The organism is Streptomyces sp. NBC_00344 (assembly GCF_036088315.1).
Taxonomy (GTDB): Bacteria; Actinomycetota; Actinomycetes; order Streptomycetales; family Streptomycetaceae; genus Streptomyces.
This window is the reverse complement of record NZ_CP107996.1, coordinates 1,926,098-1,939,832: the sequence shown is the minus strand read 5'-3', so window position 1 is coordinate 1,939,832 and position 13,735 is coordinate 1,926,098. Positions and strand designations below refer to the sequence as shown.

Here is a 13,735-nt window from a genome sequence, read left to right as displayed (position 1 = left end):
TGATCACTCGTAAGCCTGAAGTCATCGCAGCTCAAGAGGGGTGCGGAGACGGCTGCGCTGCCAATGGCATATGTCAAAACGGTCTGCCGGGACGATGGGATCGCGCTTGCGGATTACCCGGGAACGGCCCCGGAAGCCGTTTCGGGCGGCCATGATGGGGGGCATGGCGGGCCTGGAGGGTGTGGAGCAACCGCGGCAGCGCGCTGACGCGAGTGCCGCGCGTTGGTTACCTGCCGTTGACGACGAACAGGCTCTGAAGGTGCTGGAGTTGTTCGGAAATCCAACGGAGGGTGAAGTCCGCCTGCCGTCCCGCCCGGAGTCCGCGGCGACCGCGCGAAGGCTCGCCCAGAGTGTGGTGCTCCGCCAGTGGGGGCTGTCCCCGCAGACCGCCGAACACGCGGTGTTACTGGTCTCGGAACTCGTCGGCAACGCGGTACGGCACACCGGGGCCCGCGTTTTCGGGCTGCGGATGCTGCGCCGCCGCGGCTGGATCCGGATCGAGGTGCGCGATCCGTCCCGTGGGCTGCCCTGCCTGATGCCGGTCCAGGAGATGGACACCAGCGGCCGGGGCCTGTTTCTCGTGGACAAGCTCTCCGATCGCTGGGGCGTGGATCTGCTGCCGCGAGGAAAGAACACCTGGTTCGAGATGCGGGTCGCCGACCGTCAGCCTTCCTGAGCGCCGCCGGCGCCCGGCGCCTCCGCAATTGCAGAAGCCCCCGGTGGGCCGGGTTGCGGCGCTGCGGGGGCTTCTGTGGAGCGCCGTGGATCAGGGGGGGGTGAAATCCACGGCGGCTGATGACGATCGGGCCCGGGTCAGTGGGGATCGTTTCTCCGACTATGAGGGACCGGGGGTCACGCCGTCAAAACCCCTATTCGGGCGATCTGCCGCAAAACGGGATAATAGAAGTATGAATCGCAGGTGAGATGAGCCACTTACCTGGTAATAGGTGAGTGAAAGGGCAATCTGCTGCGCGATTGCTTGATCGATAGGTCCCTGTGCCATCACCGATGGCGTTCTGTGAACCTGTCGAACCATGTCAATCAGGATATTCGGCGCGATCCGCCCCTTAAATGGACGCGTGACTGAGATCGACCGCCGCAGAGCGCTGCGCACCGGAGCGGGGGCGGCTGTCGCCGGGGCTCTTGCCGCAGGCTGTTCCGGCGGCAGGCCTGCCGCCGGAACGCCCTCCGCCCCCGCGCCCCCCGCCCCGGCCAGACCCGATACGCCCCCCACCCGCCGGGCCCCGGCCCCCCGCGCCTTCCCCGGGCAGCCCGTGCAGGTCGACCACGGTCCGCGCGATCGTGCCCGGGTCGCGCTGACCTTCCACGGCCAGGGCGACCCCGCCATCGCCCGGTCCGTACTCGACGAGGCCGAGCGGGCCGGTGCCCGGATCACCGTGCTGGCCGTCGGCACCTGGCTGGACGAATATCCCCGGATGGCCCGCCGGATCCTCGACGGCGGCCACGACCTCGGAAACCACACCCTCCACCACACGTCCATCTCCTCGATGGGGGAGCAGGAGGCGTACGCGGAGATCACCGGCTGCGCCGACCGGCTCCGCAGGCTCACCGGCTCCATCGGCACCTGGTTCCGCCCCTCGCGCGCCCGGGACGCGACACCGCTCGTCCGCAGACTCGCGGTACGGGCCGGGTATCCGCACGTGCTCTCGTACGACACGGACTCCCTCGACTACACCTCTCCCGGAGCCACCGCGGTCACCCGCACCGTCATCGCCGGGGTCCGCAAGGGCTCGGTGGTCTCGATGCACTTCGGCTATCCCGGCACGGTGGCCGCCCTGCCCGTCCTGCTCGACGCACTCGACCGCCGCGGGCTGCACGCGGTGACCACCACGGAGCTGCTGACCCCATGACCTCCCCCATCGCCACGGCCGCGAGGCGCGCCACGGCGCTCCTGGCCGCCGCCCTGCTCGCCGCGCTCGCAGGCTGCGGGTCGCCGCCGGCCAAGAGCCACCCGACGGCCCGCGCACCCGAGGGCGCGGCACTGTCCACCACCAGGAAGAAGGCGGACCCGCCGGGACTGCCCGGGATGCCACCGGTGCTCGACGCGAAGGACCTGTACGCAGCCGACCGCCCGAACCGGCTCTCGCCCGTCGTCAGGAACTATCCGTCACGGGTGTATGTGCCGAACACCAACTCCGACACGGTCACCGTCATCGACCCGAAGACCTACCGGATCATCCGCACCATTCCGGTCGGCAATCAGCCGCAGCACGTCGTCCCCTCGTGGGACCTGAAAACGCTCTGGGTCAACGACGACCGGGGCAATTCGCTCACCCCGATCGATCCGGCCACCGGCCGGGCGGGGAAACCGGTCGACGTCCACGACCCGTACAACCTCTACTTCACCCCCAACGGCAAGTACGCCATCGTCATGGCATCCCTCGACCGTCAGCTGGTCTTCCGGGATCCGCACACGATGAAGATCGCCAAGACCGTTCCGGTCTCCTGCTACGGCGTCAATCACGCGGACTTCTCCGCCGACGGCAGGTACTTCATCGTCTCCTGCGAGTTCTCCGGCGAACTGCTCAAGGTCGACACCGAGAAGATGAAGGTCATCGGCCAGGAGAAGCTGCCGTTCAACGGCGCGATGCCGCAGGACGTGAAGATCTCGCCCGACGGCAAGACGTTCTACATCGCCGACATGATGGCCGACGGCATCTGGGTGCTGAACGGGGACAAGTTCACCACTCCGAAACTGCTGCCCACGGGCAAGGGCTGCCACGGGCTCTACATCAGCCGCGACTCCAAGGAGATGTACATCTCCAACCGGGGCGAGGGCACGATCTCGATCTTCGACTTTCCGCAGAACAGACTCACCAGGAAATGGGTTCTGCCGCACGGCGGCAGCCCGGACATGGGCGGAGTCTCGGCCGACGGCAAGGTGCTCTGGCTCTCCGGCCGCTACAACGCCGAGGTGTACGCCATCGACACCGCCACCGGGAAGCAGCTCGCCCGCATCCCCGTGGGCAGCGGCCCGCACGGACTCGCGGTCTATCCGCAGCCCGGCCGCTACTCGCTTGGCCACACCGGGATCTTCCGCTAGTCCGTGAGGGAGAAGGAGCGGCGTCCGCCCGCGGGGCAGGCAGGGCTTCTCACACCTGGTGCCATGACAGGGGCACCCCTGGCTCAGTCCGCCACCAGCAGTGCCTCGGATCCCACCGGCCGGTAGCCCGCCTTCTGGAACGCCCGCACACTGCGGGCGTTCCCCGGCGACTGCTGGGCCCACACGAAGCCGTCTCCGACCAGATGCCGGGCCGCCACCGCGAGCCGGGGGCCGAGGCCCCGGCCGCGCGCCGCGTCGTCGACCTCGATCGCCGCTTCCCAGCGCCCGGCGACACCCCGCCCCAGCACCAGCAGACCGCCGTCCGCCGCCCATACCCGTACGCCGTCCCGGAAGGTCACCGCCCGGGCGACCCGCGGATGCTCCGGGTCATCGATCTCCCGCAGGGCGAGGGATGGCTCGCCGGGCAGTGCGGGGGCGGCGGTCAGCAGATCGATGGTGTTCATGCGCCGGCCGGTGCGGGCCATCAGCGCGGCCAGGAACCCCGGATTCATCGGTGCGGCGAGCGGGTCCGAATCCGTCCCGGCGAGAGCGGCCCGCAGCCATTCAGGGTCCTCGTCGAGGAAGATCACCGAGTGGGCCGTGAAGGCCAGCACTCCCGCGTCCCGGCCATTCGGCTGAGCGACCAGCGTTGTGGAGCCGTCCGGCGGAGGGAAAACCCCTCGCGCCGCCGCTGCCAGAATGCCGGACAGTGAGGTGCCCATACCCGTCGCTCCCGTCGTTTCGCGTCTCCACCCGCCGGAGGGAGGACACTCACAGACATGATCGACGACGCCCCCAGGACGTGACCATCGGTGAACTCTCCCGCCGTTCGGGCCTGTCCGTGCGGACCATCCGCTACGGGTCGGCCGCCGGGAGGCTACCGGCCGGCGGCTGACGGCCGTCATCAACGGCCGGGAATCCTGGCCGGCCCCCGACGAGGGCTTCGCATGGCTGGCTGCCGTACTGCGCGCTCACCGCGCCGGTTAATCTGACCTTCGTCAGACAAGCACCAAGAAGGGGTGGACCCAGTGGCGGACATCGAAGAGGCGCGCAAGGCGTTCGATCGTCTTGACGTGGACGGCGACGGCCGGGTCACGGCGAGCGAGTACAAGAGCGTCATGGCGCAGCTCGGCGACTTCCATGTGACCGAGACGGTGGCCCAGTCCATCATCAAGGCCAAGGACGGCAACGGCGACGGCAAGCTCTCCTTCGACGAGTTCTGGGCCGCGCTCAACAAGTAGCGGTGTGCGATGCGACCGGCGGCGTGCGCACAGCGCCCGCCGCCGGCGCCGTGCCCGGCCCGGGAGTGGCGGTACGGCACCCAGGATGCCGCCGGCTGGGTAACCTGGCCCGACATGGAGCGGGAACAGCAGTGGATGCGCAGCGCCGTGGGACTCGCGGTCGCCTCGGCCGACGAGGCGAGAGCCCCCCATCTGATGCGCCAACTGTGCCAGGACTGCGCAGAGTTGCTGCGGTTGACGGAGACCGGTGTAATGCTCGCCGATCTCGCGGATGCCGGTGCGGCCGGGCCCGGCCCCGAGTGCCTCTGCGGCGACAGGGCACTGATCAACATCGACCTCAGACAGCAGCAACGGCGCTGGCCCGACTTCACCGCGCGGGCTCTGGCCGACGGCCACACGGTGGTGACCCTGCTGCCGCTGCACGGAAGTGACGACCACCCGCGAGCCGTACTCCAGCTGCTCAGTCACGAGCGGCAGCTGTCCGCACCGGAGATCGAATCGGCTCAGCGGCTTGGTGATCTGGCCGTGGCGCTGCAGACCCAGTGCGACGAGCTCCAGCGGCAGCGCGCCACCGCCGGCCAGCTGAGTCAGGCGCTGGACAGCAGAGTTGTCATCGAGCAGGCGAAAGGGATGCTCGCCGAGCAGCTGAGGACCGACACCGAAGAGGCGTTCGCGGTACTGCGCGGGCATGCCAGAGCCACCCGGACGAAACTCGCGGATGTCGCCCGCGCGGTGGTGGACCGCCGGCTGAGTCTCGGCGAGCGGCCGGCCCCCTGAGGCGGCCGGCCTGCGGCGTTCGGGCGGGAGTGCGTGGGGGCGGGGCCGGGTGAGCCTCCCGGCCCCGCCCCCGGTTCAGGACCCGACGGAGACCGTGAAGGTGACCGGGTTTCCGTCGTTCGCGGCGCCCGAGACATCGGGCTGTCCGTCCGGGACCACGTCGTCGTACGGGAAGGCGTAGCCGATGGGTGAGTTGGCGTGGACCACCCGTGCCCAGTGGTTGGTGACGTCACCCTGGTAGTAGTCGGCGGCGGTCGTGCCGTTCGGCTGGCTCGGGTGGGTCAGCATGATCGACCGGTTGAACCCTGCGGCGAGCCGCGAAAGTATCCCCTTCTTGTCGTCGGGGTCGCCGGGGTTGTTGGCGAAGGGGCCGTGGTTGCAGGTGAACACGGACTTCGAGTCGGGCTTCGCGAAGGTGTGGCCCCCGTTGAACGTGAGCGTGTCACCACTGACCCGGCCGGTGAAGGTGCCCCGTCCGCCCTGGAGATCGATGGTGAGATCCGTGGCGCTGTACTTCTCCCAGACCCGGTCGATGTAGTCGGTCCACAGATCGCGGAACGGCATCTGGTCCGGCCTGTCGAAGTAGGGCGCCATCAGATTCTGGGGTGAGATCACCCGCAGCACCTTGCCGTCGGATCCACGGGTGACCAGCTGGTCCCAGGGCTGCCCGTCCTTCGCCGCCTGGGCGGTCAGATCCGCGGCGATCCTGTCGACGGCGTCATTGGGGAGCGCCGCCACGGTGTGGTCGGCGTCGCCGGACAGGTGCAGCCCGATGGGAAGCGCCGTCACCAGGTCGACGTACGAGATGTTGGCGTACAGCTGGTCCGGGTTGAAGGTGAACTCGCAGAACGACCAGGTGCGTCCGTAGTTCGGGTCGGTGGGCGTGGAGAACGCCGGCTCGACCAGCGAGGGGCCCGGGTTCAGGAAGAAGTCGAGCGTGTCGTCGCGCACGAAGTAGACGCGTGCGCCGTACATCTGAGGCAACGTCAGGGTGACCGGGCCGGCGCCCGCGGGCTTCAGCGGGATCGCACAGTCGACGGGCAGTGGGGTCTGTGGAGCGGACGGGGAGTCCGGGCGGTAGACACTGCCGTCGGCCCGCAGCAGAACCCAGGCGTCGGTGCCCTGCTCGTGGCCGGTGACATAGGCGTTGACGTTGCCGGGCAGTGACGTGTTCTCCAGTGCCAGCCGGCAGGTCGCCGCGGAGGCGGAGGCGCGAGGGCTGAGGACGTCGCCCCAGGCGGGGTAGGTGAGCGCGGTGGCAGTGGCGGCGGCGCCGGTCAGGAACAGTCTGCGGGATATCACGCAAGGTCTCCTGTGCTGTGTGGGGGTGCGGAAGGCGGTGCTGACGCGGGGGGTTGCCTCCTGCGGTGCCCACACTGTTGCGACGAGCCGGGGATAGGTCAAGACCTATGACTGAGAGCGCTCTCACGGACGCTTTTCCTTCACAACCTGACGGCTGGAAAGGGCACTTGACGGACATGCGGCCCCTGGGTGCCCGACTGCCAGGCCGGACGGTGAAGCGAGTCCGGCCACGGCCCCGCGCACGGTGGGACGGAGGAGGAACCGGCTGTGTCCGGAATAGCCGGTCGGGTGCCGGGGTTGGTGCCCCATGCGAGAGCACGCACGAACACCCGGAGGGGCGAGTCATGAAGATCGGCATCATCGGCGCCGGCCAGATCGGCGGCAATCTCACCAGGCGGCTCACCACGCTGGGGCATGAGGTGTCCGTGGCCAACTCGCGCGGCCCGCAGACGCTGACGGCACTGGCCGACGAGACCGGCGCCACGCCGGTGACGGTTGCCGAAGCGGCGCGCGGCGCGCAGGTCGTGGTGATCACTATCCCGGTGAAGGCGGTGGCCGGTCTTCCGTCCGCGCTGCTCGACGAGGCGGCCGAGGATGTCGCCGTGATCGACACCGGCAACTACTACCCGCAGCAGCGGGACGGCCGTATCGCCGCCATCGAGGACGGGCAGACGGAGAGCAGCTGGACCGCCGAGCGGATCGGCCACCCGGTCGTCAAGGCGTTCAACGGCATCTACGCCCACAACATCATCGACCAGCACCTCCCCAAGGGCGCACCCGGCCGGTACGCCCTGCCGGTGGCCGGTGACGACGAGGCGGCCAAGCAGGTCGTACGGGACCTGATCGACGAGATCGGCTTCGACACGGTCGACGCCGGAGGCCTCGACGAGTCATGGCGCCAGCAGCCCGGCACCCCCGTCTACGGCCTTTCGGGAGGGGCCGACGAGGTACGCAAGGCCCTGGACGCGGCGTCGCCGGACCGTACGGCCGCCTGGCGTGCGTGAGGCAGGGATGCCTGCGGCAGGGATGTGAAGGCAGCAAGGGGGGCGCTGCGGGGGCGAACCGTTCCGCAGCGCTGTCCGGCCGGCGGAGGGCCGGCCGGGCCGGGCCGGGGGCGTTACCCCTGCGATGCCCACGTGTCGAAGGCCGCTCTGCTCGAGAAGTCGGCGACACTCTTGTCGAGTGGGTGGTCGGTGTACTGGTGCAACCGCCACTTCGCCTTGATGCGGGGCTTTCCGGCGGTCACGTAGTCGGCGATCCACAGCCCGTCGCCGGCGTAGGACGTGGTGTCGATGTTCAGCCAGAAGCTGCGGTTGCAGTAGAGCAGGACCCGATGGCTCGGGCGCAGCCGTTTGACCTCCCGGATGAAGCGATCCTTCTCGGCGTTGCTCGCGTGCGTGCCGTCTCCCGTGGTCTCCCAGTCCACCGCGAGAAGGTCGGAGCCCTTCTCCGGCGCCTTGCTGACGAAGTACTCCGCCTGCGTCGTGATGTTTCCCGGCCACAGGAAGTGGTAGAAACCGACGGCGCAGCCGCCGTCCCTGGCCAGCTTGGTCTGTGCGGTCAGTCGCGGGTTGACGTAGGTGTGGCCCTCCGTGGCCTTGATGAACACAAAGCTGACGCCGTCCGTTCCGAACGACGACTGGTACGCACTCACATCGATGCCGTGCAGCATGCGCATCGCCTCCTGGGGGTTAGAGGGGACCTCGCTGTTCCACTTACCCCTTCGGGAGGGGGAAATCAGCACTCGATCGGGTTACCTGCGCGGGTTATCTGCATGGGTTATCGGCACGGGTGACGACCAGGGACACGTTGTGGCCCCCGAAGCCAAAGGAGTTCGCCAGCGCGGCGCCCCAACGCCCCCTGCGGGGAGCCCCGGTGACCACATCGAGCGGAATGCGCTCATCGACCTCACGGACGTTCCGGGTCGGCGGAACCACCCCGTCCCGGAGTGCCAGAACCGCCGCCATCGCACCCAACGCACCCGATGCGCCCAGGAGGTGGCCGGTCATGGACTTCGTCGCCGTGATCACCGGATGCACTCCGACCGCGGTGCCGATCGCCTCGGCCTCCGCCAGATCGCCCTGCGGGGTGGATGTGGCATGGGCGTGCACATGGCCGATGTCATCGGGGCCGAGGTCCGCGTCCCGCAGGGCCGCTCGGATGGCGCGTGCCTGGCCGCCGGGGTCGGACGCGGTGATGTGCCTGGCGCTGGACGTGGTTCCCGCTCCGGCCACCGCCCCGTACGGCAGGGCACCCCGGCCCCGGGCGTGGCCGGCGCTCTCCAGGACCAGCACGGCGGCCCCCTCCCCGAGCACGAAACCGTTACGGGTGGCGTCGAACGGCCTGGAGGCTCCCGCCGGGTCCCCGTTGGACGTCGAGAGCGCCATCATCTGCGCGAACCCGCTCAACGGCAGCGGGTGCAGGCTCGCTTCAGCCCCGCCGGCCACCACCATGTCGGCCCGCCCCGAGCGGATCAGGTCCAGCGCGAGAGCGATGGCCTCGGCGCCCGACGCGCAGGCGCTCACGGGAGTGTGCGCGCCGGCCTGCGCGCCCAGGTCGATGCTCACCCAGGCCGCGGGTCCGTTCGCCATCAGCATCGGCACGGTGTGCGGGGACACCTTCCGCGGGCCTGACTCGTCGAGCACCCGGTTCTGCCCCAGCAGTGACAGCACTCCGCCCGTTCCCGTCCCGATCGCCACCGCGAGCCGTTGCGGATCGACACCGGGAGCGCCCGCGTCGGCCCACGCCTCGCGCGCGGCGACCAGGGCGGCCTGCTCGCACCGGTCCATCCGGCGCGCTTCGGTGCGCTTCAGCGATCCCGCCGGGTCCTGACGCATCCTCGCCCCGAGCCGCACCGGCAGCCGCCGGGCCCACTCCTCGTCGTCGAGGCTGCCGATTCCGTTCTCGCCCGCCACCATCGCGGCCCAGGTACTGGGCGCGTCGGCGCCGAGCGGTGTGGTCGCGCCCAGCCCGGTGATCCAGACATCCGTTCTTGTCGCCATGGACCGGACGGTAATCAACCAACCAGTTGGTTGGCAAGCGCTAGGATGACCCCATGAGACCGAGCAGCCCCAAGGACGCCAAGGAAGGGACGCGCGCCCGCCTGCTGGCGGCGGCCCGTACCGAATTCGCCGAGCACGGGATGGGCGGCGCCCGCGTCGACCGCATCGCGCACCGCGCGGGCGCCAACAAGGAGCGCATTTACGGGTACTTCGGCAGCAAGGAGAAGCTGTTCACCGCCGTGGTCGCGGACGCCCTCGACGATCACGCGGTCAGGGTCGGTCTGCCGGTGGACGACCCCGGCGAGTACGCCGGGCGCATCTACGACTTCCACCGGCAGAACCCCGAACTGACCCGGCTGATGATGTGGGAGGCGCTCCACTACGGCGACCGGCCGATGCCCGACGACGAGTTGCGCATCACTCACTACCGGGCGAAGGTCGCCGCCCTGGTGCGGTCCACCGGCGGCGAAGTGGACGAACAGGCCGCTGCGACCTTCCTCGCCCTCGTCGGCGTCGCCGTCTGGCCCCTTGCGTTTCCGCAGATGGCCCGGCTCGTCCTGGGCACGGCGGAGGCCGGACCGTCCGCCGGTGTGCGGGCCTACGTCGTGACCACGGCCAGGGCTCTGGCATCGTCGAGTCCGCCGGTGTGAGGCGTCAGCCCCCGAGTGACTGGTGAGGCCGGCCGGCTCGGGCAGCCGAAGCCCTCGTCCGGGGGGTCACGGGAATGTCCTTACAGCGGCTGCAGGGCCGTCCACTTCTGTGCGCCGGTCCCGTTGCAGTCGTAGAGCTGCAGCTGTGTTCCGTCCGCGGTCGAGCCTGCCGGGTCGTCGAGGCACCGTCCGGACACCGGGTTCCGGTAGCCGCCGTTGTACGCCTGCCACACCTGGTTCGCTCCGCCGTTGCAGTCCCAGAGCTCCACCTTGGTCCCGTTCGCCGTGCCGAGGCCGGTGGCGTCCAGACACTTGCCCACGGCGCGCAGAGTGCCGTCCGTGCGGGCCGTCCACCACTGGGCGTCGGAGTTGTTGCAGCCCCAGATCTGTACGGGCGTGCCGTTGGCGCTGCTTCCGGCGTTGACGTCCAGGCACTTGCCCGCGATGCCGGACCGCACAGCGCCACCGTTCGGCACCGGGTTCCTGATCCATCCGTCGTTGTCGGCCGACTGGACGGCGCCGTTGAATGCGTCCGCCATCTTCTGGTACCCGCGGTCATTGGGGTGCAGCGCGTCGGCGAGGTCGGACGCCGTCACCGAGCTCAGGTCGACGAGCCGGACGTGCTTGCCCGCCGCCTGCTCGGCCGCGACGATCTGCGGAATCCGCCGGTCGTACTCGCCCCGGTTGGCCTGCTCCTGATCACTCGTCGAGATGATCAGAGTGCCGACCAGCACGGTCGCGTCCGGGGCGTCGGCCACGATCCTGTCGATCAGGGAGTTGAGCCGGTCCGCCATGGCCGGCACCTGGTAGTTCTGGCCAAGGTCATTGGTGCCGATCTCCAGCGTCACGACATTGGGCCTGTACGTTGCCAGCGACGCGTCCGCGATGGCGGCGATCTGGTCGATCCGCCAGCCGGAGTGCCCCTCGTTGTCCGGATCGGCCATGGTGCCCGCCCGGGATGTGCCGACGAAGTCCAGGGAATGCCCCGCTGCGGACAACTCGTCCCAGAGCGGCCCCCGGTACCCGTTGCCCGTCGAGCTCTGGTAGCCGTCGGTGATCGAGTCGCCCAACGGCATCAGCCGCAGCGGGGTGGCCGCCGCCGCGGCTCCGGTACGCCCGCCGGACGCTTCCGGTAACACCTCGGGGCTGCCGGCCAGGGCCGGTAGCGCGGAGCTCCAGGCCGCGCCCAGCGCGGTCGTCAGTACCAGGGAGAGGGACACCACGAATCTCTTCATCAACAGTCCTCACTGTGTGGTGCGGCGAATCGCCGGCGACGATCAGGACCGACGAACAGCCGTGCTCGTTACAGGTCTTGCGCGGCGGGATGCGCTGGCTGACGCCGTGGAACGCGCACGTCCTGTCCTCGAACCGGGGATCGGGCGACGTCCTGGCCCATCGGCGGGCCGAGCCACGGGCGAACCCTCCACTTCAGGTGGATGACAGACTGACAACGTTGTCACATGTGCCTGAGCTTTTCCGGACAGTTCATGCTTCCGTCGCCGGCGTCGCCGGAGAAGGTGGTTCGAGGCCGTACCTCCGAGCCCCACCCTCCGGGGCCTGCGGGATCCCGCAGGACGCCGAATGTGTGCGGCCGTCCGCAGGAGAGCGCTCTCAGAAATTATCCGGAGGTCATGGCCGCGTCAATGGCTCGGACAGGGAAGCCGGTTCGCGGGGCGGCGGCTGAGCCCGACGGGCTGCGATCACGGGGCCGTCCGAACAGCCGTCGCGGCCGCGTATCCGTCGGGCACCGCTACATCCTCGACCCGCCATCCGTCCGGGGAGGAGGGCGACGCAGGGTCGGTGCCCACGTAGTCGAGTGACGGGCTGCGGCCGAGACCGGTCCCCAGGCCCTTGAGGCAGGCCTCCTTACGCGCCCACACCCGAGCGAACGCGGTCGGCCGGTCGCCCTCGGGCAACGCCGCCAACTCCCTCGCCTCCAGCGGATGGAGCTCCCTGCTCACCTCTCTCGCCACCGCGATGTCCGGCGTCTCCTCCACATCCACGCCCACGGGCGCGGAGGAGAAGCCGATCAGCACAAGGCCGCCGCTGTGCGACAGCGAGAAGTGGACCGGTCCGTCGCTCGTCACCGGCCGGCCGTGCGGGCCGCCACAGCAGGGGCAGGATTCGCGCGCCAGCCGTACGCGGGACGGCGCCAGGCCCAGCTGGGCACCGAGCAGCAACCGCAGGGCCACATGCGCCGTGGCGTAACGCGCGCGGTCCTCCTCGCGGTGGAAGGACGCCAGGCGTGACCGCTCGCTCCCGTCCAGAATCCCGGGAGCGAGCCTGGCCGCCGTGTTCCCCTGCCCGGCGACATCCACCAGCCACACGACGGGTGTCCGGTCTTCGGGCAGCGGGGTGCTCACCGGCGCCGCTTCTTCCAGAACGAGGCCGGCCGGTATGCGGGCGGAGGATTCGATCACGCGTCGAGGATAGTCCGCGGCTCCACGCACGCCGGGTACGGTCCGTGCGCCGGTTACGGGAGACGGCCATCGGCTACGGTTCGGGAACCGGCAGCATCGAGGGCGCATGGTGAGGAGAAGGAACGTGCGGGAGCTCGGCCCGTCCCAGGCCAGACTGCTCCGCGCGTGGTCGCAGGGCGTAGGCGGCGATCGGCGCGCGACGTCCGTGTCCGCCGTGCTGGAGCGGTGCCTGGCTGTGCAGGCGCAGGATCTGAGGGCGGCCACACTCGGGGTCAGGGCACGCGGCTCCGGGCTGACCGAGGGGGATGTGTACCTGGCCCTCGGCGCCGAACGCAGTGTGGTCCGCGGCTGGTTCATGCGCGGCACGCTGTACATGGTCCCGGCCAAAGACGCGGGCTGGCTCCGCGAACTGCTCGCTCCGCGACTGCTGCGTCGCAGCGAGCGCCGATATCGGGAGCTGGGGCTAGGGCCGGCCGAACTGGCACTGGGGGAGCGGGTGATCACCGAGTCTCTGGCCGGCGGCCCCCTGACCCGCGGTGAGCTCGCGGTGCGGATGGCCGAAGCGGGTCTCGACGCCTCCGGGCAGGTGCCGTTCCACCTCGTCCGCCGATCCGCTCTGCTCGGTACCGCCTGTTTCGGTCCGGTCCAGGAGGACGGCTCCGCCACCTATGTGCTCGCGGACACTGGCTGCCCGCCTCTGCCGGACCCTCCGGTGCGGGTGCGGTCGGAGAGCTGCTGCACCGGTACCTGGCGGCGCACGGGCCGGCGACAGTGGCCGACTTCGCCACCTGGTCGGGGCTCGGGCTGCCCGCGGTCCGCACCGCATGGAAGGAACTGCTCAGGGCCGGTCGGATCGAACCGTGCCGCGTCGGAGACCTGGATGAGTACGCGCTGCCCGCCGGTTCATCGCGCTGCCCGGAGCCGGTGGGTGACGTCCGATTGCTGCCGGCCTACGACAACTATCTGGTGGGGTACGCGGACCGCCGGCTGTCCGTCGAGCCGGAGCACGAGCACGTGGTCCGGCCGGGCGGCGGTCAGATCAGCCCCACCGTCGTGGTGGACGGACTGGTCCGCGGGGTCTGGCGCCGGGACCGGACACGCGCCGTCGCCCTGGAACCGTTCGACGGCGATCTGGGCGGCGCCGGCGCAGAGGCCCTCGACGCGGAACTCCGCGACATCTCCCGATTTCTCGCTGCATGACCTCAGGTGAGAGACACCCCACCAGTGGGCTCAGCGGGCCGAGGTGAGGCATCCAGCGGGCGGGGCGGAGTTCCCGTGC

Annotated in this window: 13 protein-coding genes and 1 pseudogene; 8 read left to right on the top strand and 6 right to left on the bottom strand. The window is 70.0% G+C overall.

Translation table 11 applies throughout. The features are described from left to right. Window positions 1–163: 163 nt before the first annotated feature. The 3 genes from OHS16_RS08590 to OHS16_RS08580 all read left to right on the top strand — a co-directional run bounded on the left by OHS16_RS08590 (window position 164) and on the right by OHS16_RS08580 (window position 3,064). Window positions 164–676, top strand: coding sequence for an ATP-binding protein (locus OHS16_RS08590; protein ID WP_328536576.1), 513 nt, complete (start codon window positions 164–166; stop codon window positions 674–676). Between the two features lie 358 nt (window positions 677–1,034). After that, window positions 1,035–1,871, top strand: coding sequence for a polysaccharide deacetylase family protein (locus OHS16_RS08585; protein WP_443042579.1), 837 nt, complete (start codon window positions 1,035–1,037; stop codon window positions 1,869–1,871). Continuing rightward, the gene (locus OHS16_RS08580) at window positions 1,868–3,064 is read left to right on the top strand and encodes a YVTN family beta-propeller repeat protein (RefSeq protein WP_328536574.1); all 1,197 of its coding nucleotides are present in this window, start codon (window positions 1,868–1,870) and stop codon (window positions 3,062–3,064) included. The genes OHS16_RS08585 and OHS16_RS08580 overlap by 4 nt, the downstream gene beginning before the upstream one ends. Before the next feature lie 83 nt (window positions 3,065–3,147). On the opposite strand, the gene OHS16_RS08575 is transcribed toward OHS16_RS08580, so the two are convergent. Continuing rightward, on the bottom strand, window positions 3,148–3,786 hold the full coding sequence (locus tag OHS16_RS08575) for a GNAT family N-acetyltransferase (RefSeq protein WP_328536573.1): 639 nt from the start codon (window positions 3,784–3,786) through the stop codon (window positions 3,148–3,150). A gap of 306 nt (window positions 3,787–4,092) precedes the next feature. On the opposite strand from OHS16_RS08575, the gene OHS16_RS08570 reads away from it, so the two are divergent. After that, entirely contained in the window at window positions 4,093–4,305 is a 213-nt protein-coding gene (locus OHS16_RS08570) for an EF-hand domain-containing protein (protein WP_328536572.1), read from the top strand. A 114-nt stretch (window positions 4,306–4,419) separates the two neighbouring features. Then, window positions 4,420–5,082 carry an ANTAR domain-containing protein gene (locus tag OHS16_RS08565; protein ID WP_328536571.1) on the top strand — a complete coding sequence of 221 codons (663 nt, stop codon included), beginning with the start codon at window positions 4,420–4,422 and terminating at the stop codon, window positions 5,080–5,082. A gap of 75 nt (window positions 5,083–5,157) precedes the next feature. On the opposite strand, the gene OHS16_RS08560 is transcribed toward OHS16_RS08565, so the two are convergent. Then, window positions 5,158–6,384 (bottom strand): glycoside hydrolase family 64 protein, encoded by a 1,227-nt coding sequence (locus tag OHS16_RS08560; RefSeq protein WP_328536570.1) that lies wholly within the window; start codon window positions 6,382–6,384, stop codon window positions 5,158–5,160. Window positions 6,385–6,728: 344 nt separating this feature from the next. Here OHS16_RS08560 and OHS16_RS08555 point away from each other — a divergent pair, with 344 nt between their 5' ends. Continuing rightward, window positions 6,729–7,388, top strand: coding sequence for an NADPH-dependent F420 reductase (locus tag OHS16_RS08555; RefSeq protein WP_328536569.1), 660 nt, complete (start codon window positions 6,729–6,731; stop codon window positions 7,386–7,388). Between the two features lie 113 nt (window positions 7,389–7,501). On the opposite strand, the gene OHS16_RS08550 is transcribed toward OHS16_RS08555, so the two are convergent. Further along, window positions 7,502–8,056: a glycoside hydrolase family 25 protein gene (locus OHS16_RS08550; RefSeq protein WP_328536568.1), complete on the bottom strand. Its 555-nt coding sequence runs from the start codon at window positions 8,054–8,056 to the stop codon at window positions 7,502–7,504. Window positions 8,057–8,150: 94 nt separating this feature from the next. Then, window positions 8,151–9,386: a beta-ketoacyl-[acyl-carrier-protein] synthase family protein gene (locus tag OHS16_RS08545; protein WP_328536567.1), complete on the bottom strand. Its 1,236-nt coding sequence runs from the start codon at window positions 9,384–9,386 to the stop codon at window positions 8,151–8,153. Between the two features lie 53 nt (window positions 9,387–9,439). On the opposite strand from OHS16_RS08545, the gene OHS16_RS08540 reads away from it, so the two are divergent. Next, complete coding sequence (locus tag OHS16_RS08540; protein ID WP_328536566.1) at window positions 9,440–10,036, top strand: TetR/AcrR family transcriptional regulator; 597 nt, start codon at window positions 9,440–9,442, stop codon at window positions 10,034–10,036. Between the two features lie 80 nt (window positions 10,037–10,116). Here OHS16_RS08540 and OHS16_RS08535 read toward each other — a convergent pair whose 3' ends face one another. After that, window positions 10,117–11,271 (bottom strand): ricin-type beta-trefoil lectin domain protein, encoded by a 1,155-nt coding sequence (locus tag OHS16_RS08535; RefSeq protein WP_328536565.1) that lies wholly within the window; start codon window positions 11,269–11,271, stop codon window positions 10,117–10,119. A gap of 465 nt (window positions 11,272–11,736) precedes the next feature. Continuing rightward, a complete protein-coding gene (locus OHS16_RS08530; RefSeq protein ID WP_328536564.1) occupies window positions 11,737–12,456 on the bottom strand; it encodes a 4'-phosphopantetheinyl transferase family protein in 720 nt (239 codons plus the stop codon). A gap of 106 nt (window positions 12,457–12,562) precedes the next feature. Between OHS16_RS08530 and OHS16_RS32105 the strand changes: the two are divergent. Then, window positions 12,563–13,656 (top strand): annotated as a pseudogene (locus OHS16_RS32105) (winged helix DNA-binding domain-containing protein). Window positions 13,657–13,735: the final 79 nt, after the last annotated feature.

Bases quoted from the DNA above. Each gene is read 5' to 3' on its own strand.
- OHS16_RS08590 (WP_328536576.1), top strand. From the start codon at position 164: ATGGCGGGCCTGGAGGGTGTGGAGCAACCGCGGCAGCGCGCTGACGCG.
- OHS16_RS08585 (WP_443042579.1), top strand. From the start codon at position 1,035: ATGTCAATCAGGATATTCGGCGCGATCCGCCCCTTAAATGGACGCGTG.
- OHS16_RS08580 (WP_328536574.1), top strand. From the start codon at position 1,868: ATGACCTCCCCCATCGCCACGGCCGCGAGGCGCGCCACGGCGCTCCTG.
- OHS16_RS08575 (WP_328536573.1), bottom strand. From the start codon at position 3,786: ATGGGCACCTCACTGTCCGGCATTCTGGCAGCGGCGGCGCGAGGGGTT.
- OHS16_RS08565 (WP_328536571.1), top strand. From the start codon at position 4,420: ATGGAGCGGGAACAGCAGTGGATGCGCAGCGCCGTGGGACTCGCGGTC.
- OHS16_RS08555 (WP_328536569.1), top strand. From the start codon at position 6,729: ATGAAGATCGGCATCATCGGCGCCGGCCAGATCGGCGGCAATCTCACC.
- OHS16_RS08550 (WP_328536568.1), bottom strand. From the start codon at position 8,056: ATGCTGCACGGCATCGATGTGAGTGCGTACCAGTCGTCGTTCGGAACG.
- OHS16_RS08545 (WP_328536567.1), bottom strand. From the start codon at position 9,386: ATGGCGACAAGAACGGATGTCTGGATCACCGGGCTGGGCGCGACCACA.
- OHS16_RS08540 (WP_328536566.1), top strand. From the start codon at position 9,440: ATGAGACCGAGCAGCCCCAAGGACGCCAAGGAAGGGACGCGCGCCCGC.
- OHS16_RS08535 (WP_328536565.1), bottom strand. From the start codon at position 11,271: ATGAAGAGATTCGTGGTGTCCCTCTCCCTGGTACTGACGACCGCGCTG.